The sequence below is a fragment of the Aeromonas sp. INTO2 genome (genome assembly GCF_049860605.1).
GTDB classification, from domain to species: domain Bacteria; phylum Pseudomonadota; class Gammaproteobacteria; order Enterobacterales; family Aeromonadaceae; genus Aeromonas; species Aeromonas caviae.
Genome location: NZ_CP187588.1, coordinates 3,700,878 through 3,721,348, shown reverse-complemented (window position 1 = coordinate 3,721,348; position 20,471 = coordinate 3,700,878). Strand labels below are relative to the sequence as shown.

Annotated in this window: 23 protein-coding genes and 1 riboswitch; of the genes, 19 read left to right on the top strand and 4 right to left on the bottom strand. The window is 62.9% G+C overall.

From position 1 onward, the window contains the following. The 4 genes from fliQ to lfhA are packed head-to-tail and all read left to right on the top strand — an operon-like array spanning position 1 to position 4,261. Complete coding sequence (gene fliQ, locus ACPW74_RS17595) at positions 1 to 270, top strand: flagellar biosynthesis protein FliQ (RefSeq protein WP_041211832.1); 270 nt, start codon at positions 1 to 3, stop codon at positions 268 to 270. Beyond that, positions 267 to 1,049, top strand: coding sequence for a lateral flagellar biosynthetic protein LfiR (gene lfiR, locus ACPW74_RS17590; protein WP_279982010.1), 783 nt, complete (start codon positions 267 to 269; stop codon positions 1,047 to 1,049). The genes fliQ and lfiR overlap by 4 nt, the downstream gene beginning before the upstream one ends. Continuing rightward, complete coding sequence (gene flhB / locus ACPW74_RS17585) at positions 1,046 to 2,182, top strand: flagellar biosynthesis protein FlhB (protein ID WP_041214022.1); 1,137 nt, start codon at positions 1,046 to 1,048, stop codon at positions 2,180 to 2,182. Before lfiR ends, flhB begins: the two co-directional genes overlap by 4 nt. Before the next feature lie 3 nt (positions 2,183 to 2,185). Beyond that, positions 2,186 to 4,261, top strand: coding sequence for a lateral flagellar biosynthesis protein LfhA (lfhA, locus tag ACPW74_RS17580; protein ID WP_041211829.1), 2,076 nt, complete (start codon positions 2,186 to 2,188; stop codon positions 4,259 to 4,261). A 193-nt stretch (positions 4,262 to 4,454) separates the two neighbouring features. Beyond that, positions 4,455 to 4,542: riboswitch (cyclic di-GMP riboswitch) on the top strand. A 273-nt stretch (positions 4,543 to 4,815) separates the two neighbouring features. On the opposite strand, the gene ACPW74_RS17575 is transcribed toward lfhA, so the two are convergent. Continuing rightward, positions 4,816 to 5,763: an IS30-like element ISAs2 family transposase gene (locus tag ACPW74_RS17575; RefSeq protein WP_019706001.1), complete on the bottom strand. Its 948-nt coding sequence runs from the start codon at positions 5,761 to 5,763 to the stop codon at positions 4,816 to 4,818. Positions 5,764 to 5,880: 117 nt separating this feature from the next. Between ACPW74_RS17575 and lafK the strand changes: the two genes are divergently transcribed. The 7 genes from lafK to lfiJ are packed head-to-tail and all read left to right on the top strand — an operon-like array spanning position 5,881 to position 12,714. After that, the gene (gene lafK, locus ACPW74_RS17570; protein WP_269475233.1) at positions 5,881 to 7,143 is read left to right on the top strand and encodes a lateral flagellar response regulator transcription factor LafK; all 1,263 of its coding nucleotides are present in this window, start codon (positions 5,881 to 5,883) and stop codon (positions 7,141 to 7,143) included. 11 nt (positions 7,144 to 7,154) lie between these two features. Further along, entirely contained in the window at positions 7,155 to 7,481 is a 327-nt protein-coding gene (gene lfiE / locus ACPW74_RS17565; protein WP_080767903.1) for a lateral flagellar hook-basal body complex protein LfiE, read from the top strand. Positions 7,482 to 7,498: 17 nt separating this feature from the next. Then, positions 7,499 to 9,244: a lateral flagellar M-ring protein FliFL gene (gene fliFL, locus ACPW74_RS17560; RefSeq protein ID WP_371175428.1), complete on the top strand. Its 1,746-nt coding sequence runs from the start codon at positions 7,499 to 7,501 to the stop codon at positions 9,242 to 9,244. After that, the gene (gene fliGL, locus ACPW74_RS17555) at positions 9,231 to 10,259 is read left to right on the top strand and encodes a lateral flagellar motor switch protein FliGL (RefSeq protein ID WP_041211827.1); all 1,029 of its coding nucleotides are present in this window, start codon (positions 9,231 to 9,233) and stop codon (positions 10,257 to 10,259) included. The genes fliFL and fliGL overlap by 14 nt, the downstream gene beginning before the upstream one ends. A 12-nt stretch (positions 10,260 to 10,271) precedes the next feature. Then, positions 10,272 to 10,964: a lateral flagellar assembly protein FliH gene (gene lfiH / locus ACPW74_RS17550; RefSeq protein ID WP_041211826.1), complete on the top strand. Its 693-nt coding sequence runs from the start codon at positions 10,272 to 10,274 to the stop codon at positions 10,962 to 10,964. Beyond that, entirely contained in the window at positions 10,957 to 12,288 is a 1,332-nt protein-coding gene (lfiI, locus tag ACPW74_RS17545) for a lateral flagellar FliI-like assembly ATPase LfiI (protein WP_425858414.1), read from the top strand. The genes lfiH and lfiI overlap by 8 nt, the downstream gene beginning before the upstream one ends. Before the next feature lie 9 nt (positions 12,289 to 12,297). Then, a complete protein-coding gene (gene lfiJ / locus ACPW74_RS17540) occupies positions 12,298 to 12,714 on the top strand; it encodes a lateral flagellar protein LfiJ (RefSeq protein WP_041211824.1) in 417 nt (138 codons plus the stop codon). A 4-nt stretch (positions 12,715 to 12,718) separates the two neighbouring features. Here the strand turns inward: lfiJ and flgN are convergent, their stop codons facing one another. The 3 genes from flgN to lfgA all read right to left on the bottom strand — a co-directional run bounded on the left by flgN (position 12,719) and on the right by lfgA (position 14,302). Next, positions 12,719 to 13,162, bottom strand: coding sequence for a flagellar protein FlgN (gene flgN / locus ACPW74_RS17535; protein WP_041214018.1), 444 nt, complete (start codon positions 13,160 to 13,162; stop codon positions 12,719 to 12,721). After that, entirely contained in the window at positions 13,159 to 13,431 is a 273-nt protein-coding gene (gene flgM / locus ACPW74_RS17530; RefSeq protein ID WP_041211822.1) for a flagellar biosynthesis anti-sigma factor FlgM, read from the bottom strand. The genes flgN and flgM overlap by 4 nt, the downstream gene beginning before the upstream one ends. Before the next feature lie 79 nt (positions 13,432 to 13,510). Beyond that, positions 13,511 to 14,302 (bottom strand): lateral flagellar basal body P-ring formation protein LfgA, encoded by a 792-nt coding sequence (gene lfgA, locus ACPW74_RS17525; RefSeq protein ID WP_041214017.1) that lies wholly within the window; start codon positions 14,300 to 14,302, stop codon positions 13,511 to 13,513. Positions 14,303 to 14,363: 61 nt separating this feature from the next. Between lfgA and lfgB the strand changes: the two genes are divergently transcribed. From lfgB to fgIL, 8 genes are all read left to right on the top strand, one after another. Beyond that, complete coding sequence (gene lfgB, locus ACPW74_RS17520) at positions 14,364 to 14,753, top strand: lateral flagellar basal body rod protein LfgB (protein ID WP_266139729.1); 390 nt, start codon at positions 14,364 to 14,366, stop codon at positions 14,751 to 14,753. A gap of 2 nt (positions 14,754 to 14,755) precedes the next feature. Beyond that, positions 14,756 to 15,181, top strand: a complete 426-nt coding sequence (gene flgCL, locus ACPW74_RS17515) for a lateral flagellar basal body rod protein FlgCL (protein WP_041211819.1) — start codon at positions 14,756 to 14,758, stop codon at positions 15,179 to 15,181. Then, positions 15,182 to 15,865, top strand: a complete 684-nt coding sequence (locus tag ACPW74_RS17510) for a flagellar hook assembly protein FlgD (RefSeq protein ID WP_104452189.1) — start codon at positions 15,182 to 15,184, stop codon at positions 15,863 to 15,865. It abuts the gene before it with no gap. A gap of 17 nt (positions 15,866 to 15,882) precedes the next feature. Further along, positions 15,883 to 17,076: a lateral flagellar hook protein FlgEL gene (gene flgEL, locus ACPW74_RS17505; RefSeq protein ID WP_041211817.1), complete on the top strand. Its 1,194-nt coding sequence runs from the start codon at positions 15,883 to 15,885 to the stop codon at positions 17,074 to 17,076. A gap of 10 nt (positions 17,077 to 17,086) precedes the next feature. Continuing rightward, the gene (gene lfgF / locus ACPW74_RS17500) at positions 17,087 to 17,821 is read left to right on the top strand and encodes a lateral flagellar basal-body rod protein LfgF (protein ID WP_041214015.1); all 735 of its coding nucleotides are present in this window, start codon (positions 17,087 to 17,089) and stop codon (positions 17,819 to 17,821) included. Between the two features lie 74 nt (positions 17,822 to 17,895). Further along, a complete protein-coding gene (lfgG, locus tag ACPW74_RS17495; RefSeq protein WP_041211815.1) occupies positions 17,896 to 18,681 on the top strand; it encodes a lateral flagellar basal-body rod protein LfgG in 786 nt (261 codons plus the stop codon). Beyond that, a complete protein-coding gene (flgH, locus tag ACPW74_RS17490; RefSeq protein ID WP_041211814.1) occupies positions 18,681 to 19,352 on the top strand; it encodes a flagellar basal body L-ring protein FlgH in 672 nt (223 codons plus the stop codon). The genes lfgG and flgH overlap by 1 nt, the downstream gene beginning before the upstream one ends. Positions 19,353 to 19,360: 8 nt before the next feature. Beyond that, on the top strand, positions 19,361 to 20,467 hold the full coding sequence (gene fgIL, locus ACPW74_RS17485) for a lateral flagellar basal body P-ring FlgIL (protein ID WP_041211813.1): 1,107 nt from the start codon (positions 19,361 to 19,363) through the stop codon (positions 20,465 to 20,467). Positions 20,468 to 20,471 lie beyond the last annotated feature (4 nt).

The window sequence follows — 20,471 nt, the reverse complement described above, 5'->3', positions numbered from 1 at the left end:
GTGACCCCCGAGCAGAGTGTGGCCCTGGTGGGCGGGGCCGTGAACCTGGTGGTCATCATGGTCTCGGTGCTGATCGTGCCCGGTCTCATCGTCGGGCTGGTGGTCAGCATCTTCCAGGCGGCGACCCAGATCCAGGAACAGACACTGAGCTTCCTGCCCCGTTTCATCGTGACCCTGCTGACCCTCATCTTCACGGGAAACTGGCTGCTGTCGCAGATCACCACCCTGTTCGCCGACCTGTTCCAGAAGATCCCCGGGCTTATCGGATGAACTCCCTGCTGTCGTTCAGTGCGGCCGAGCTGACCGCCTGGCTGGGACAGTGGTGGTGGCCCTTCATTCGCATTGCGGCCGCCTTCTGGGTGATGCCGGTATTCGGCGACGGCCGGGTGCCTGCACAGGTTCGCATCCTGCTGGCCTTCGTCATCAGTCTGCTGATCGCCCCCATGATGAAAGGCATGCCGGCGCTGGATCCCCTCAGTGCCGGCATGATGGTGCTGACCCTGGAGCAGTTGCTGTTCGGTCTGCTGTTCGGGCTCTGCATACAGATGCTGTTCATGGTGATGACCATGGCGGGGCAGATCCTCTCCATGCAGATGGGGTTGGGGATGGCGGTGATGAACGATCCTTCCAACGGAGACACGGCGCCCATCGTCAGCCAGGTCATGCTGGTCTTCTGCTCCCTGTTGTTCCTCGGTCTGAACGGCCATCTGGTGACTTTGGATGTCCTGGTGCAGAGCCTGCGCACCTGGCCGCCGGGAACCTCGCTCTACGTCCTCGATCTGAAGGGGGTCATCGGCCTGTTTGGCTGGAGCATCGGAGCCGCCCTCATCCTGACCCTGCCTGCCGTGGTGGCCATGCTGATGGTGAACCTCACCTTCGGGGTGCTCAATCGCACGGCCCCTTCCCTGAACATCTTCTCTCTGGGCTTCCCCATGACGTTGCTGCTGGGGCTGCTCACCATGGCCATCTCCATCAGCGGCGTCCCGGCCCGCTACCTGGATCTGGTCGGTTATGTGCTGACCCAGCTCAGGGCATTGACGCCGACATGAGCCAGCACAGCGCCCAGGACAAAACCGAAGAGGCCTCCTCCCAGAAACGGCGCAAGGCGCGGGAAGAGGGCCAGATTGCACGCTCCAGGGAGTTGAGCTCGGCCGGCCTGCTGCTCGTCGGCGGTCTGGTCATGCAGTGGATGGTGCCGAGTTTCGGGCTCTTCTTTGCCGAGCTGATGAAGCAGCCCCAGCGTTTCAACTGGCAGGGGGCACGGGATCCCCAGATGATGATCCAGTGGACCGCGGACGCCCTGATCGGGATGCTGTGGGTGCTGCTGCCTCTGTTTGGCGTGCTGGCCCTGCTGCTGGTGCTGCTCAGTAGCGTGCCTGGCGGCATGGTGCTGGTCTGGAAGAAGCTGATGCCAAGCGGGGAGAAGCTCAATCCGCTCAAGGGGCTCAAGCGGATGTTCTCCACTCACAGCCTGATGGAACTCCTGAAATCCCTGCTCAAGGTGCTGCTGATCGGCGGCACCCTGGCCATGATGCTCCAGCACCAGTGGCCCACCCTGATGATGATGAACCGCATGCCTCCCCAGGCGGCCATGGAGCAGGCGCTGCGGATCCTCTCCCAGGCATTCATCTTGCTAGGCAGTGTGCAGATGCTCATCGCGGTGCTGGATGTGCCCTACCAGCGCTGGTCCTTGAACAAGCAGTTGAAGATGACCAAGCAGGAGGTCAAGGACGAGCACAAGAACAGCGAGGGGCGTCCGGAAATCAAGGCGAGGATCCGCCAGGTGCAGGGGATGCTGGCCAGGGCCCGCATCGAACAGCGTGTGCCCCAGGCCGATGTCATCATAGTGAACCCGACCCATTATGCGGTGGCCATCAAGTACGATCCCGAGCGGGCCAACGCCCCCTATGTGATTGCCAAAGGGGTGGACGGCATGGCGGAGCGGATCCGCGAGGTGGCCAAAGCCCATGACAAGCGGGTGATGAGCCTGCCCGAGCTGACCCGGGCCATCTACTACTCCACCCGGGTGGATCAGGAAGTGCCGGCGGGTCTGTACACCGCGGTCGCCTATGTATTGAACCATGTATTGCAGCTACGGGCCTATGAGGCTGGCAAGGGCAGGAAACCCAATCCCCTTGCCCCCCTGCACGTACCGCCCGAATTACGTCAACCTGAGAGGTAAGTTGTGAACTGGCGTGTCTTTACCCAATCCTATACAGCCATCCCCATGATGCTGCTGGCCATCCTGGCGATGATGATACTGCCTCTGCCAGGCTGGCTGCTGGATGCCCTGTTCACCTTCAACATCGTGCTGGCGGTGCTGGTGCTGCTGGTCTCCGTCTCGGCCCGCCGGCCCCTCGACTTCTCCGTCTTCCCGACCGTGCTGCTGGTGGCCACCCTGATGCGCCTCTCCCTCAACGTCGCCTCCACCCGGGTGGTGCTGCTGCACGGCCATGAGGGCAACGAAGCGGCCGGCAAGGTGATCCAGGCCTTCGGCGAAGTGGTCATCGGTGGCAACTACGTGGTGGGTCTGGTGGTCTTCGTCATTCTGATGATCATCAACTTCGTGGTGATCACCAAGGGGGGCGAGCGGATCTCGGAAGTGTCCGCCCGCTTCACCCTGGACGCCATGCCGGGCAAGCAGATGGCCATCGACGCCGACCTCAATGCAGGGACCCTGGATCAGCACCAGGCCCGGGCAAGACGGGAGGAGATCGCCAGGGAAGCAGACTTCTACGGGGCCATGGACGGGGCCTCCAAGTTCGTACGTGGTGATGCCATCGCCGGTCTGCTGGTGCTCATCATCAACCTGGTAGGGGGCCTGGCCATCGGCATCTTCCAGCACTCGCTGCCGGTTTCCGATGCCTTCCGCATCTATGCCCTACTCACCATAGGTGACGGTCTGGTCGCCCAGATCCCCTCCCTGCTGATGTCCACGGCGGCAGCCATCATCGTCACCCGCGTGAGTGACGAAGGGGAGATGTCGGATCAGGTTGGCCAGCAGATCCTGGCCTCTCCTCGGGTGATCTACACGGCGGCTACCGTCATGCTGATCCTGGGGCTGGTTCCCGGCATGCCCATGCTGGCCTTCCTCAGCTTTGCGGCCGTGCTGGCCTGGACCGGCTGGAGCGTCAGCAAGCGCCGGGTGCAGGATCCCGCGCTGGATGCGGCCGAGGCGCTGACGCGCCAGATGGTGCAGCCGGAGCCCCAGGGACTGGAGTGGCAGGATCTGCCCCCGGTGGACGCGGTCGCCATCGAACTGGGTTATCGCCTGGTACCGCTGGCGGAGGCGGACAAGGGGGCCGAGCTGCTGGCCCGGGTGCGCGGTATTCGCAAGACACTCTCCGAGCAGTACGGCTTCCTGCTGCCCGAGATCCGGGTGAGGGACAACCTGCAATTGCAGCCGGATCAGTACCGCATCAAGCTCTCCGGCATCCCTTTGGCCTCGGGCAATGTGGATTGCCAGCGGTTGATGGCCATCAGCAGCGGTGAGACCTATGGCGCCCTGGATGGCGAGCTGACACAGGATCCTGCCTATGGCATGAGTGCGGTCTGGATTTCGCCGGACAACAAGGCCAAGGCCCTCAATCTGGGCTACTCGGTGGTGGATTCCGCCACCGTCATCGCGACTCACGCCAGCAAGCTGCTCAGGGAGCAGCTCGACGGCCTGTTTGGTCATGACGAGGTGGGCAAGCTGGGTCAGCATCTGGCGACCCAGTCCCCCCGTCTTGCGGAAGAGCTCAATCTGGCCCTGACCCAGATGCAGCAACTGCGGGTCTTCCGCCAGTTGCTCAAGGAGCAGATCAGCCTCACCGACATCCGCACCATCGCCACCACCTTGCTGGATGCGAGCGAGCTGACCAAGGATCCCGTCCTGCTGGCGTCCGATGTGCGCTGCGCACTGAAGCGCCAGATCGTCAGACAGGCGATAGGGTCCCGCGACGTGCTGGCGGCCTTCACCCTGGATGACCGGCTGGAGCAGACCCTGCTGACGGCCATGAGCCAGTCACAGCAGCAGGGCAAAATCCAGCTGGACAGCTTCCCGGTGGATCCCCAGTTGCTGGCGCAGTTGCAGCAGAATATGCCGCTGGTGAAGGAGCAACTGCAGCAACAGGGATATGCGCCCGTGCTGGTGGTGATGCCCCAGCTCAGACCGCTGATAGCCCGTTATGCCCGTTCTTTCTCGAAAGGCCTCAAGGTGCTCTCCTATAACGAGATACCGGAAGATTTGCGAGTCGAAGTCATCGGGACTCTGGGCTGAAGTGGAATTGCCTTGGCGTCACAGGGACAGGAAGCGCCTATTCCGCATATCTGCTTGAATTGTCATATAAAGCCGCTATCATGTGACGACTTTTGACGCGATACATACTGACAGCAAAGAAAAAATAGAAATAGTCGGATGTATCACATGGCTTCAGGGACAACGTAGCCATGCCATCCAAATACGGGTCGTCGCATGATAAAGGCAAACTGAACTGAAAAGTCAGGACGCAAAGCCTCCGGTCTAACAGCATTGATGCTAATGATAGCGGGGTTACCAAGGCCATGATTTCCCGCCTTGTTTTTATACCGATACAGACCATTCACTCAATAACGGGTGCTGTCTCTATTTGTGTGTCTTTATTTTTCACGCATCAGTTCTGTTGATTGATTCATGTGCAATCACAGGTTCGGGATATATGTTTTCTGATTTATCTAGCAAGGAAAATTCAATACCGTTCGGTATTGAAACGCATGCTCATTTATTATTAGTTTCCGCTTCGTTATCAAATGGAAACGATGTTCGCGAATTCAACTTCGAAGTGCGACACTCGCCTATGCCGCCTGACGGTACTCTTCGAATACCTTGACAGGCTGCCTGAATCCGAGACATTTCCGAGGTCGTAGGTTGAGCCACTGCTCCGCTCTCCTGACATCCTCGTCCGTGACCTCTCTCAGGTCTGTTCCCTTTGGGATAAACTGCCTCAACAGCCCATTGCTGTTCTCGTTCAGACCGCGCTCCCACGAAGAGTAAGGGTGCGCAAAGTAAGTCTCGGCACCCAGCGCTTCCTCTATCGCCTTGTGTTCGGCAAACTCGCCGCCGTTGTCAAAGGTGATGGTATGCACCTGCTCGATGTAGGGCGTTAACATCTCGATTATCGCATCCCGCACCACCCCAGCCTGTTTGCTCGCGACCCGCTTGACCAGATAGAGCCGGCTCTTGCGCTCCACCAGGGTGACCAGTGCACCTGTGCCTTGCTTGCCCAGCACCGTGTCCGCTTCCCAATCACCGAGCCGCTCCCGGCTATCGACGATAGCCGGCCGTTCATCAATAGAGCGGGCTTCCTTGATGGGAGAACGCAGGCTGCTCGCCCCCTTGCGGTAGCGCTTGTGGCCCTGGCGCAGATGGCGGTACAACTGGCCACCCCGGGCTTTGTCGGCGGCCACATGGCGGTATATCCACTCGTGACTCACCATGAGGCCTATCTGCTTGCCCACCGCGCTTATCTGCTCCGGGCTCCACCACCAGGCGAGTGTCAGCTCGACAAACTGGATGACATCGGCAGATAGCCGAGATTTGGCCGCACTGGCCCGTCGGTGGGTGGCGTGCTGATGCGCATTGTCTGGCTGGTAGCCCTGCGGCCCGGCGTTACGACGCAGCTCCCGGTAGAGGGTGGAGCGATGAACGCCAATGGCGCGTGCGGTGGCAAGGATGGACATCCCCTGTGCGCGAAGCACCGATAACTGGTATCGTTGCCCCTCGGTCAACTGCTGATAGCTCATGGTGATACTGCTTTTACTTTGGCGAGCAGAAGGGTACCACCAATCAGCAGTTGGCCACCTCTCGCCATTCATCCATGAGTGTCGCACTTATTATCTGAATTCCCGGTTGATCGTATATTGCTCAGTGCCGGTTATCGTGTTTCCTGTGTCGATTCCGTGTCGCTGGCCAAGCAATTTCTCTCGAACCATGCGGTCGATCTCATTCTGCTCGACATGGCGGTCATGACCGAGGCCGGGCCCGCCATGGTGCAGACGCTGGCAGGGACCGACTGCGTCATTCTGGTCAACGAGCATCAGGCCTACCTGGCGGCGGAAGCCATGCGGGCCGGCGCCATCGACTACATCATCAAGCCCTTCAGCCAGCGCCAGATCCTCGATGTGGTGAGAGGGGCCCTGCGCCTGCGCCAGGCCATTCCCAATCTGATCGCCACGTCTCCCCAGAGCCTGCAGGTGTTGCAGCTTGCCCGGCGGGCAGCCAAGACATCGGCCACCATCCTCATCGGTGGCGAATCCGGAACAGGCAAGGAGCGACTGGCTCGCTACATCCACGAGATGTCCAGCCGGGCCGGCAAGCCTTTCGTGGCCATCAACTGTGCGGCCATCCCGGAAGCCATGCTCGAATCCATCCTGTTCGGACACAGCAAGGGGGCCTTCACCGGGGCAACCGCCAACCAGCAGGGAAAATTCGAGCTGGCCCAGGGCGGCACTCTGCTGCTCGACGAGATCTCCGAACTGCCGCTGGCGCTGCAGGCCAAGTTGCTGCGGGTGCTGCAGGAGAAAGAGGTGGAACGCCTCGGCAGTCATCAGGTGATCGCGCTGGATGTGCGGATCATCGCCGCCAGCAACCGGGACCTGAGGGAGCTGGTGCTGCAGGGCGCGTTTCGCGAGGACCTTTTCTACCGGCTCGACGTGCTTCCCATGAGCTGGCCGGCACTGCGGGAGAGGCGGGATGACATCCTGCCTCTGGCGGAATACTTCATCGAACGCTACGCCGCACAGCAGGGGTATCGCCTCGGCGAGAGTGCCCGTCAGCAACTGCTCTCCTATGACTGGCCTGGCAATGTGCGCGAGCTGGACAACGTGATTCAGCGAGCGCTAATTATGGCTCGCGGCTTGCATATTCAGGCCGTCGATCTGATGTTGCCCCATTACGCCGCCGAAGCCGACACCCCGCAACCGCAGGCGCTTGCGGCCCCCGAGGGGCTCAGCGAGACCAAGCGGCATGCTGAATTTCAATTCGTCCTTGAGACGTTGCGCCGTTTCCGTGGTCACCGGACACGCACGGCCGAAGCCCTCGGAATGACGACCCGGGCACTTAGATACAAGCTGGCTGCCATGCGCGAGCAGGGCATCGATGTCGAGCAGCAGATACAAAACTAAGGGATAACCGAGTGAAGATTGAGATCATGTCATCACAGGTGACGCTCCTGCAGCAGATGCAGGAAATGCAGCGAGTCGCCAGTCAACCCCCTTCCATCGAACCGAACGAGGCGTCAGGCGTCTCGTTCAGCGACGCCATGCGCGACGTCGTCGGCCGCGTCAACGAGCAGCAGAACATCGCCTCCCGATTGATGACCGCCGTCGATGCGGGTCAGAGCGACGATCTGGTGGGGGCCATGGTGGCCAGCCAGAAGGCCGGTCTCAGTTTTTCCGCCCTGATGCAGGTGCGCAACAAACTGATGACGGGCTTTGATGACATCATGCGCATGCCGCTCTGAGGTTGATCATGACTGAACTGGTATCCTCCGCACCGGGGGCGTCGGGCTCCCTGCTGGCCCGGGTGCAGGACGGGGTGCGCAACTGGCGTACCCTGTCTCGCGACAACAAATCCATTCTGACCATCGCGCTGCTGGCCGCCGTGGTTGCCGCCACCATAGTGGTCATCCTCTGGACCTCCAGCAAGAATTACGTGCCCCTCTACGGCAAGCAGGAGCTTTACGACACCGCCAACATCATGGAGATGCTGGAGAAGGAGCAGGTACCCTTCCGGCTGGAGAAAAGCTCCGGCCAGATCCTGGTACCTGAAAGCCAGTTGGCCCACATCCGCATGGCGCTGGCCGCGCGGGGCGTGAGGGCGGCCATGCCGTCCGGCCTGGAGGGGCTCGACAATGTCACCGGCCTTGGCACCAGCGAGTTCATGGAAGGGGCGCGCTACCGCCATGCCCTGGAAGGGGAGCTGGCCAGAACCATCATCTCCCTGGATGCGGTGCGCAGTGCCCGGGTGCATCTGGCCATTCCGAAGCGGACCCTGTTCGTGGGGCGCGACGAGGAAAAACCCAGCGCGTCCGTGATGCTGGATCTGCAACCGGGCCAGACCATGGAGCCGGGCCAGGTCGAGGCGATTGCCAACCTGGTGGCGGGCAGTATCTCCGGCATGAAGCCCGGGGCCGTCACCGTGGTGGATCAAAGCGGCCAGCTGCTGAGTGCCGAGCTCGGCGACAAGGCCGGTTTCGGCAAGCAGAGCGTCCAGCAGATGGAATATGTGCGCAAGCTGGAGCAGTACATTCGCCAGCGTGCCAGCGACATGCTCTCCCCCATGCTGGGCACGGGCAACTTCCGGGTGCAGATCGCCGCGGACGTCAATTTCAATGCGGTGGAAGAGACCCAGCAACAGCTCGATCCCAATGCCGTGGTGACCAGGGAGTCCAACAAATCGGACAAGACCATCGATGCCCTGGCCCTCGGTATCCCCGGTGCGCTCTCCAATCGACCGCCCGAAACCGCTCCCAAGACCGATCAGGCCGCCACCGAGGGGAATGCTGCCCAGGAGCCTGCCAAGAACGATACCCGCACCGAGCGGCAGGAAGTCAGCAGGCAGTATGAAAGCAGCCGCACCATAGTGCATACCCGATATCAGCAGGGACGACTGGAGAAAATGAACGTCTCCATCCTGCTCAATCAGCAGAGCGCCCCCAAGGAGGGGTGGAGCCCGGAACAGCTCGAGCAGATCCGCCAGATGGTGGAGCGTTCGGTGGGCTTTGACGGCTCCCGTGGCGACCAGATCAGCCTGCAGGTCTTCGATTTCACCGGTGCGGTGCCGGTGGAGCCGCCAGCGTCGAGCTGGCTGGAAACCCCTTACTGGCAAGACTCCCTGCGTTACCTGGTGGGTGGTTTGCTGGGGCTGACCCTGGTGTTCTTCGGCATCCGTCCTCTGGTGAAGCACCTGGTGCGTACCCAGCAATATCCCGACACTGATGCCGCACAGGAGCCGGACGAGGAGCAGGAGCCGACCATGGGCCTCTCCATGCGCCGGGAAGGGGATGGGGAACTGGAAGAGTCTGCGACGGGCAAGAGCCTGTCCCAGTCTCAGTCCGAGTTCCGGCTCGAGCCCCAGTTCTCCTCCCTGGATCTGGAGGCGCTGCCCGAACCGGGTTCCGAGCTGGAAGTCCAGCTCAAACACCTGCAACTGCTGGTAGACAAGGACACGGCCCGGGTGGCGGAAGTGGTCAGACAATGGGTGAGTGGCAATGAGCAACGTTAATCTGAATCAGAACGCGGTCGACATCGACATCGACAATCTGGAAAAAGCCGCGATCCTGCTGCTGAGCATGGGCACCGAGGCGGCGGCCAAGGTGATGCAGAAGTTGTCCCGCGACGAAGTGCAGCGCCTCATCTCCAAGATGGCCAGCCTCTCCGGCGTGAGTTCGATAGAAGCCAAGTGGACGCTGCAGCAGTTCTTCAACCAGTATCGCGAGCAGAGCGGCATCGGCAGCGCCTCCCGGGAATATCTGGAACAGACCCTGGATCTGGCGCTGGGCCAGCGGCTTTCCCGCAGCCTGCTCGACAGCCTCTATGGCGATGCGATGAGCCAGGACATCCAGCGCCTGCAATGGGTGCCGGCGGATGTGCTGGCCCGCTTCTTCCGCAATGAGCATCCCCAGATGCAGGCTGTCTTGCTCGCCTTCCTGCCCCCCCAGACCGCCTCTGCCGTGCTCGATGCCCTGCCGGGGTCGGTGCACGACGATCTGCTGGTGCGGGTCGCGAGCCTCAGCTCGGTCAGCGAACACGTGCTGGGTGAGCTGCGGCTCACCCTGGATCGCTGCCTCGCCTATGTGGCCGATCAGTCCGGCGCCAAGGTCAACGGGGTGCGCCAGGTGGCCGATATCCTCAATCGCTATCAGGGGAACAAGGAGCAGATGCTCACCCTGCTGCGGGAGCACGATGGTGAGCTGGCCCTCGAAATCGAGAAGAACATGTTCGACTTCATGGCCCTGCGTCGCCAGAGCGACGATACCCTGCAACGTCTGGTGCAGGAGCTGCCGGCGGATCTGCTGGCCCTGGCCCTGAAGAACACCGATGCCGGTTTCCGCAAGGTGGTGCTTGGCGCCATGCCCAAACGGATGGCACAGGCACTGGAGGCCCAGATCCAGGATCAGGGCAGCGTCTCCCTGCGCAAGGTGGAGCAGGCCCGGGAAGAGGCCATGAAGCTGGTGCGCGAGCTGGTGGAGCAGGGCGAGATCGAGTTCCAGCTGTTCGAAGAGCCCACCGTCAGTTAACAGGAGACAGGCATGAGTCAGCATGTGCGCAAACTGGCGGCAGGTGCCACCCGTCTCTACCGCTTCCCGGCGCTGGGCCAGAGCGGGGAAGAGGCCAGAAGCCAGCAGGAAGAGTTCGAATACGGCTACCAGCAGGGGCTGGAGCAGGGGCAGGCGGAAGGGTATCAGGCCGGCTACCAGCAGGGGCTGGCCAGTGGCCTGTTCGAGGGGGAGGCCAAGGGGCTGCAACAGGGACAGGTGCGTGGTCTGGCCCAGGGGCTGGCCGAGGGACGTGCCGCCTTCGATGAGGCCATGGTGCCCTTTGCAACGTTGCAGCAGCAGTGGGAATCCCTGACCCGGGCCCGGATGCTGGAACAGAAGGCCCTGGTCGCCCAGCTGGTGGCCCAGGTGGCCAAGCGCGTGATCCAGGCCGAGTTCACCCTCAATCCCCAGCAGGTGCTCCAGCAGGTGGAGCAGGCCATGGCCAGCCTGCCGAGCGAGTCGGAAGAGCTGGTGATCTACCTTAACGAAGGAGACCGGCAGCGCCTGGCCGAGCAGGGGGTGACCCGCTGCGAGAAGTGGCCGTTGCAGGTGGACCCGGCACTGGCCGTGGGGGACGCCCGCATCGAGACACGGGCCGCGGTGGTCGAGATCAACACGGGGGAGCGCCTCGGCCGCTGCATAGAACAACTCAACCAGACCCTGGAACTCTCTTCGGATGCATGATGCGCTGCAACAGGCGCTGACCTGTGCCCTCGATAGCCTGGAGGAGGTGCCCGGCTATCGTCGTTATGGCAGGTTGGTGCGCGTGACCGGCCTGACTCTGGAAGTCGTGGGGTGCCAGCTCATAATGGGGCAGCGCTGCGAGGTGGAGACCGCCACCGGCGCCGCCCTGCTGGCGGAAGTGGTCGGCTTCAACCGGGATATTTCCTACCTGATGCCGCTCCAGCCCATGAGCGGTCTCTATGCCGGCGCCCGGGTGCTGCCCGTCGACGGAGAGGAGACCATCCGGGTCGGCGAGCATCTGCTTGGCAGGGTCGTGGATGGCCTGCTGCAACCGCTGGACGGCCGTCCCCTGAAAGAGGAAGGGGAACGGGTTCCCCTGTTTTCCTCCCCTCCCAATCCCCTGTTGCGCACTCCGGTGCGCGAGCCGCTCGACGTGGGCATCCGGGCCATCAATGGCCTGCTGACGGTGGGCAAGGGCCAGCGTCTGGGACTGTTTGCCGGTTCCGGTGTGGGCAAGAGCATGCTGCTCGGCATGATGACCCGCAATACCAGCGCCCGCATCGTGGTGGTGGGGCTCATCGGCGAGCGTGGCCGGGAGGTGAGGGAGTTCATCGAACACAGCCTGGGCAGCGAGGGGCTTGCCCGTGCCGTGGTGATCGCGGCACCGGCGGATCAGTCCCCCCTGATGCGGCTGCGCGCCGCCCAGCTGTGCCACCGCATCGCCGAATATTTCCGCGAACAGGGTCAGGATGTGTTGCTGCTGATGGACTCCCTGACCCGCTACGCCCAGGCCCAGCGGGAAATCGCGCTGGCCATCGGCGAACCCCCTGCGACCCGCGGCTATCCGCCCTCGGTGTTCAGCCTGCTTACCCAGCTGGTGGAGCGGGCGGGCAACGGCACGCACCCCGAGGGCAGCCTGAGCGCCTTCTATACCGTGCTGGCGGAAGGGGATGACCAGCAGGATCCCGTGGTGGATTCCGCCAGGGCCATTCTCGATGGTCACATCGTGCTGACCCGCCGCCTGGCGGAGGAGGGGCACTATCCCGCCATCGACATCGGTGCCTCGGTGAGCCGGGTGATGCCTCAGGTGGTCTCTCCCGAATGGCAGGGGCTGGCTGTGAATCTGCGCCAGCTCTGGGGCCGTTACCAGCATGTGCGTGAGTTGCTGCCCCTGGGGGGTTATCAGCCCGGGGCGGATCCCCAGATGGACGAGGCGGTCCAGCGCTATCCTGCGATCGCCAGTTTCCTGCAGCAGGGCATTCAGGAAGAGACGCCCATCACCCAGGTGCTGGGCGGTCTCAAGCATGTGCTCGGCAGGGCGTAAGGAGGCGGCATGCTGAAATCCTATCTCGGTCTGCAGCAGGATGCCCTGGAGGCCATGGGCAAGGAGCGGCAGCGTCTGCGCGAGGTGGCGATGAAGGAGGAGCACCGAGCCCTCAGGCTGCAGGAGGTCATCGAGACGATGCATCCGGGCTCGTCGAGCTTTCATCCCCTGCTGTGGCAGAACAAGCAGCAGATGCAGGGGCAGCTTCGCCACCTGCTGACCCACCAGTTGCAGCAGTGTGCGCTCGCCAGCCAGGATCTGGCTCATCACGAGGGGCAGCTCGTCAGGCAGTTCGGTCGGGTCAAGGGGCTGGAGCTGTTGCTGGACAAGCGGGCCCTGGCGGCCCGTCAGCGTCAGGAGTCAGGTGAGCAGCGGCAGCTCGACGAACTCGCCGCACTGGGTCATCGTGCCCGGCAGGGAACGTAAAGGGTCAGTCGGGGAAGTGCTCCTGCCTGCCATAGGATGACTCCTGGCCCAGCAGGGTGTGGATGGTCTCTATCTGGCTTGCCAGCAGGCGGCCGTTCTGCTCGTTCTGGCGGCGGCACTGTAGCAGCAACTGCTCCAGCCGCTGCCACTGCTCGTCCACTTGCTGGCGCAGCGGGGAGGGGAGCTTGCCGATGAGGATGGCCATGCCCCGTTCGTCAGGTTTGAGCCCCAGTGCCTGGAGATGTTCGCAGCGCAGCCTGACCTGGTGCTGGATCTCGCCCATGAGCCGGGTCTGTTGCCGGTTGTGTTCCGTCAGCCCGGCCACGTCGTGGCTTGCCAGCAGACGGTACTGATTGAGCAGCAACTGCAGCAGGTCGGCGTAGCGGCCACAATCCTGCCGGATGCCGATGATCAACTGCTGGATCCGTTGTTTGGGAGGCAGACTCATCGGCGATGCATGTCCAGAATGGCCTGGCTCAGGGCATCCATGTCCAGTTCGAGCCGACCCTCGCTGATGGCCTGGCGGATCTGGTTGACCTTCTCCATGTCCACATCAGAGGTGGAGGCCAGCTCGACCCTCGCCTGATTGATGGTCTGGGCGGTGGCGCTGATCCTGGCTTCCCCCTGGCTGGCCTGGGGCTGGGGTGCCGGTGTGGCTCCCGCCTTGCGCTGAGACTGGGGTTGAACGTAGACAGGGTCGGTGCGTGTGATTTTCATAACGTGAATTCCTGGTGGTCTCTCTTGTGACAGGCGACCCTGAGGTGGCCGAACTTGAATCAAACTCGCCATTTCTGCGCTAAAAGCGGGTTTCGACTTCCCCCTTGTCAACCACCCAGGCCTGGATCTCTTTGCCGGAACCGATATTCCTGACCCTCACCCCTTCACCGATGGCGCCGTTTGACAAGGCCGTTCCACGGGTCGTGGCGGAAAAGCCCGGTTGCCCGGCCCGGATCAGCACCCCTTCCCCTGCCCGGACGGCCCAGGCCTGTTGCAGATCGAGTTCACCGACCAGTTGCCCCATCCTCAGATGGCGAAGGCTCTTGCTGCCTGCCAGGGGCTGCGAGCTGTGGGTGAAGCCCCGCTGCAACCGGCTGGCATCGAGGGATTTCTCCAGCAGATCCTCCGGGGCGATGACATGTCCCTTGGGGATGTCCCGTGCCGCCACCCAGACCGGCAACATCAGGGTGACCTCCACCCGGGCCCGCAACTGCCAGGCGGGCTCGGTACATTCCACCAGATAGGGGCGCCGCCCCCAGGGCTGGCGATACTGCCCGCCAGCCTGGAAGCGAACCGCCTGACGACATGCCGGCAGGTGGGCCACGGCGGGGGAGAGCCAGACCTGATAGTCGGCCCGGGTCTCTGGCCAGGCTTGCTGGCGCAGATACTCCCCCAGTGCCGTTTCGGCATCTGCCCTCAGACCGTCGGTCAACTGCTGCGACAGCGACGAAGTGGCCGCCCACGAGGGGAGCGCCAGGAGCAGCAGGGCAAGGAGACCTGCTCGCTTCCCTATGGGAAACAATGCTTCCCCTTTTGTCACTCTTGTCAGCCAGGGGTGATGGCCTGACCAGCGGAAACAACGGTTTTTCATGATTGGCATGAGTCTTGATAAAGGATGCACCGGTCTGACTGGTTCACAAGAAGGATGAAGCATGAGTATCTCATTTGACAGTGCGCTTGGCGTACACCCCTATGCCCTCGATGTGCGGGCAGACAGGGCTCGTATTCTGGCAGGGAACTTGGCCAATGTGGATACCCCGGGCTATCTGGCACGGGATGTGGATTACAAGGCCATCCTCGGCCGGGTCGCCCGGCAGGTGGAGGCAGGAGAGCCGGGCAGCACCATCAGCGAGGGCATCATGGGCAATGACATGCAACATCCCCTCTACCGCATACCCTATCAGGTCTCCATGGATGGCAACACCGCAGAGCTCAGCGTGGAGCAGAGCAAGTTTGCCAGCAATGCCACCGACTTCCAGACCAGTCTCACCTTCCTGAATATGAAAATCACCGGGATCGCCAAGGCGATCGAGGGCCGTTAATCATGTCGTTCAATCGCATCTATGACATCGCCGGCAGCGCCATGCGGGCGCAGACCGTCCGCCTTGACACCGTGGCTTCCAACCTCGCCAACGTCGACAGCGCCGCCGGCAGCGAAGAGGCCGCCTTCCGCGCCATCAAGCCCGTCTTCTCCACCCTCTATCAGCGGGTGCAGGAGGCCGAGGGGCTGGGGGCAGCCCAGGTGCAGATCGCCGGTATCGTCCAGTCTGACCGCCAGGTGGAGAAACGTCTGGAGCCGACCAATCCCCTGGCCGACGGGGATGGCTTCGTTTACTACTCCAACGTCAATGCGGTGGAAGAGATGGCGGACATGATGAGCGCCTCCCGGGGATTCGAGACCTCGGTCGAGGTGATCAACCGCATCAACAGCATGCAGCAAGGGCTGCTGCGTCTTGGTCAGGGGGTGTAAATGAGCCTGCCTCAAGTCAGCAGCCTGGATACCGCCCGCAGCGCCAGCCAGCGCGCCGCCACCCCTGAGATAGCCGCCAACGGTACTTCCGAGGGGCAGGGGGTCCAGCTTCGCAACGAATTCCTCCAGATGATGGTGGCCCAGATCCAGAACCAGGATCCCACCAACCCCCTGGATGGTGCCCAGTACGTTACCCAGCTGGCCCAGTTCAGCATGGTGGAAGGGGTCGAGAGCCTGAAAGTGCTGCAGCAGAAGTCCATCAACATGATGGACACCCAGCAGGTGCTCCAGAGCACGGATCTCATCGACAAGGAAGTGATGGTGCCGAGCCAGACCCTTGGCCATGAGCAGGAGAAGGCGATCCGCGGTCAGGTGGAGCTGGGCGGCGCGGCCGACACGGTCGAGCTCAAGGTCTATGACAAGCACGGCACCCTGGTCGCCACCAAGAACTGGGGCGAGAGCAAGGCGGGGGCGCTGGATTACGAATTGCCGGTGCTGCCCGCTGGCGAATACAGCTTCGAGGTGAAGGCTTCCCTGGGGGGAGTCGCCACCACCACCCGCAATTATGTAGCCAGCCAGGTGGAGCGCGTCAGCTTGCCGGGCACGGGCGAGATCATGCTGCAAGTGGCAGGCGTGGGGGAGGTTCCCCTGTTCAGCGCCGTCCAGTTTGGCAAGTCGGCGTAACCAGATAGGAGCGAAACATGTCTTTTAATATCGGACTGAGTGGCCTGCGCGCCGTCAACCAGGAATTGAGCGTCATCAGCAACAACGTGGCCAACGCCAGCACCGCCGGTTTCAAGTCCAGCCGTGCCGAGTTTGCCGCCATCTACGGTGGCGGCCAGGCCGGCGGCGTGGAGATGAGCAACGTCTCCCAGAACTTCGATCGCAACGGGGATGTGACCCGTACCGGGCGGGGCCTGGATCTGGCCATCTCCGGCAACGGCTTCTTCGTGCTCAAGGATGACAACGGTCAGACCTCCTATACCCGGGCCGGCCTGTTCCAGCGTGATGCCAGCAACTACCTGATCACCGCCAGCGGCAACCGTCTGCAGGGTTATGTGACCAATGATGCGGGTGAGCTGCAATCCGGCGTGGTGGGTGACATTCAGGTCAAGGCGGGCAGCCTGGCGGCCAAGCCGTCTGACACCCTGGAGTTCGTGGCGAACCTCAAGGCGGACGCCAGCGTCATCGACCAGGGGCTGCACCCCTTCGATCCCGCCAAGGCGGACAGCTTCAGCTACTCCCAGTCCAGCAAGGTGTATGACTCTCTTGGGGTCGAGCACACCGTCACCCAGTATTTCGTGAAGACCGGCGAGAACACCTGGCAGGTCAACTATGCCTTCAACGGGACCCAGACCGGTGCGCCGGTGACCATGGAGTTCAACACCAACGGCACCCTGAAGTCGCCGACCACGGCCCCCGTACTGAACCTGGCCCCCGCCGGTGCCGAGCCCATCACCCTCACCGCCGATCTGGCCCGGGTCAGCCAGTACGCCTCCGATTTCAACGCCACGCGCAACCAGTCCAACGGCTATACCGCCGGGGATCTGACCGGGGTCAGGGTGGATGCGGACGGCGGCGTCTACGCCACCTTCACCAACGGCCAGAGCCTGCTCCAGGGTCAGGTGGTGATGGCGAACTTCGCCAATCCCCAGGGCCTGCTGCAAGCGAACAACACCACCTGGCAGCAGTCGTTCAGCTCGGGCCAGCCCGTGCTGGGGGCACCGGGCAGCGGGACCCTGGGCGGCCTGACGGCGGGAGCCTACGAGGCATCCAACGTCGACTTGACCGGGGAACTGGTCAGCCTGATGACCTCCCAGCGCAACTACCAGGCCAACGCCAAGACCATCAGCTCGGCGGACAAGATGACCCAGGTCCTGTTCAACTCCTTCTAAGGCGTGATTCGTGGAAAAGCTTATCTATACCGCCATGTCGGGGGCGCAACACACCCTCATGGCCCAGCAGATCCGGGCCAACAACCTGGCCAACGTGAATACCGCCGGTTTTCGTGCCGACTTCGAGCGGGCGTCCGCCTATGCCCTGACCGGCGATGGCTACCAGAGCCGGGTCATGGCCAGGGAAGAGCAGGCGGGAACCGACTTTCGGGCGGGTGCCCTGATGCAGACCGGCCGCAAGCTGGACGTGGCGATCCGCGGCGACGGTTTTCTCACCGTGCAGACAGCAGACGGCAAGGAGGCCTACACCCGTGCCGGCAACCTGGAGGTGGACGGGGAGGGGTTGCTGACCCTCAACGGCCGTCCCGTGCTCGGGGATGGCGGCGAGATGGTGCTGCCCGCCTATCGGGATCTGAGCTTTGGCAAGGATGGCTCCCTCAGCATCACCCCGCCGGGGGGCGGCGCCCGTCTGGACGTGGGCCGGCTCAAGCTGGTGAACCCGGATCCGGCCGAGCTGGTCAAGGGGGCTGACGGCCTGTTCCGCCAGCGCCAGGGCGGGGATGCCGAGATCAGCGAGCAGGTGGTGCTGGCGTCCGGTTTCCTCGAGGGGGCCAACGTGAACGCGGTGGACGAGCTGATCGGCAGCATGTCCCTGACCCGCAATTTCGAGTTGCAGGTCAAGTTGATGAAGACGGCGGACGAGCAGGCCAGGCAGGGTGCCAGGCTGATCTCTGGCCAGGGCTGACGGCGGCCATGGCGGCCGGGAATGAATACTGACGGGGTGCACCCCGTTCGAACGAATCAGGTGGAGAAACGAAGATGCATGCAGCGCTTTGGGTGAGCAAGACGGGTCTGTCGGCACAGGATGCCAAGATGGCCAGCATTTCCAACAACCTGGCCAACGTCAACACGGTCGGTTTCAAGCGCGATCGGGTGGCGTTCGAGGATCTGTTCTATCAGGTTCAGCGCCAGCCCGGTGCCCAGCAGGATCAGCAGAACCTGTCCCCCATCGGCATCCAGATGGGTAACGGTGTGCGGGTGGTCGGCACCCAGAAGGTATTCACGCCAGGGCAGTTCCAGAACACCAATCAGGAGCTGGACATGGCGGTGGTGGGGGCCGGCTTCTTCAGCGTCGAGCGCCCGGATGGCGAGACGGCCTATACCCGCAACGGTCAATGGCACCGCAATGCGGAAGGGCTGCTGGTCAATGCCGACGGCCTGCCCATGCTGCCGCAGATCCAGATCCCGGACAACGCTACCAAGATCGCCATCGGCACAGACGGCACCGTGAGCGCCACCCTGCCGGGACAGCAGGAGAACGTGGAGCTGGGGCGCATCACCCTGACCAACTTCTCCAACCCGGCCGGTCTGGAAGCCCTGGGGGGCAACCTCTACCGGGCGACCGGTGCCTCCGGTGAAGCCATCGAAGGGGTTCCGGGTGAAGAGGCCATGGGGGCCATCAAGCAGTTCACCCTGGAGAGTTCCAACGTGAACGTGGTGGAAGAGATGGTGGACATGATCACCACCCAGCGCGCCTACGAGATGAATGCCAAGGTGGTCTCCTCCGCCGATCAGATGCTCAAATTCGTGACCCAGGCGCTGTGATGATGAGGCCGGTGTGGTATTGCGTCGTGCTCGCCCTGCTGCTGGGGGGCTGCTCCACCTATGAGTTGCAGGCCCCCGAGCCCGGTGACGAGAAGTGGGCTCCTTCCCGCTCCGAGCTGACGAAAGCCGGGGTGGGGGAGGATGGCAGCCTCTACCGTAACGACTATATGATGACCCTGTTCCAGGATCGCCGTGCCTACCGGGTCGGCGACATCCTGACCGTCATGCTGGAGGAGCGCACCCAGTCCAGCAAGAAGGCCAACACCAGCATGAACAAGAACAGCAATCTGAGCGTGCCTGTGCCTTCCATCGGCGGTGTTTCCCGACCGGACTGGAGTGCCTCTATCAAGGCGGATCGCGACTTCGACGGCGGGGCGACCTCCAGCCAGCAGAATACTCTGGCGGGGGCCATCACGGTCACCGTGGCCGAAGTGATGCCCAACGGGGTGCTGGGGATCCGGGGGGAGAAGTGGATCCGCCTCAACCAGGGGGATGAGTACATCCGTCTGGGGGGCATGGTGCGGGTCGAGGACATCGACCAGAGCAACCGCATCTCGTCCCAGCGCATCGCCGATGCCCGCATCACCTATGCCGGTCGCGGTGCCCTGGCCGACAGCAACCAGATGGGCTGGCTGTCGCGCTTCTTCAGTTCCGCCTTCTCCCCCTTGTGAGGATTTCGATGAACAGATGGTATATCGCCCTGCTCTGCCTGGCGCTGTCGGGCGTGGCCGGCGCCGCTGTCCCCGCCAAACGGGCCCTGCTGGACATTGCCGACGTGCAGGGGATGAGAGCCAACCAGCTGGTGGGCTATGGCCTGGTGGTCGGCCTCTCCGGCACCGGGGATCGCAGCCAGGTCAAATTCACCGGCCAGTCCATGACCAACATGCTCAAGCAGTTCGGGGTGCAGCTGCCCGATGACATCGACCCCAAGCTCAAGAACGTGGCTGCCGTCTCCGTGCAGGCGACGCTGCCCGCCCTCGCCGGCAAGGGTCAGCAGATGGACGTGACCGTGACCTCCATCGGCGATGCCAAGAGCCTGAGAGGCGGATCGCTGCTGCTCACTCCCCTGCGCGGCATCGACGGTGAAGTCTATGCGGTCGCCCAGGGCAACCTGGTGGTGGCAGGGGTCAAGGCGGAGGGGCAATCCGGCTCCTCCGTGACCATCAACGTGCCAACGGCCGGCATCATCCCGAACGGTGCCATCATCGAGCGGGAGGTGGCCAGCAACTTCTCGGACAAGCCGGAAGTGACGCTCAACCTGCACCAGCCCAACTTCAAGACGGCCCGCAACGTGGAGCGGGAGATCAACCGCCAGCTTGGCCCCGTGGCCAAGGCGGTCAGCGCCGGTCGCATCCAGATTGCGGCTCCCCGCGATGAGAGCCAGCGGATCTCCTTCATGGCCCTGTTGCAGGACATCCAGGTGGACATGGGCAAGGAGCGGCCGCGAGTCGTTTTCAACAGCCGTACCGGCACCGTGGTCATGGGGCAGGGGGTCAAGGTGCACAAGGCGGCGGTCAGCCATGGCAGCCTGACGGTGACCATAGGGGAGAGCCAGACGGTGAGCCAGCCCAACGCCTTCTCCAACGGGCGGACCACCACGACGCCCAACTCCCAGATCCAGGTTGACCGGGAGCGCAACAACATGTTTGTCTGGCCGGATGGCACCTCCCTGGAGGTGATCGTCAAGGCGGTGAATTCCCTGGGGGCGACCCCGGATGATGTCATGGCCATCCTGCAAGCCCTCGACGAGGCGGGAGCCCTCGAAGGCGAGCTGGTGGTCATCTAAGGAT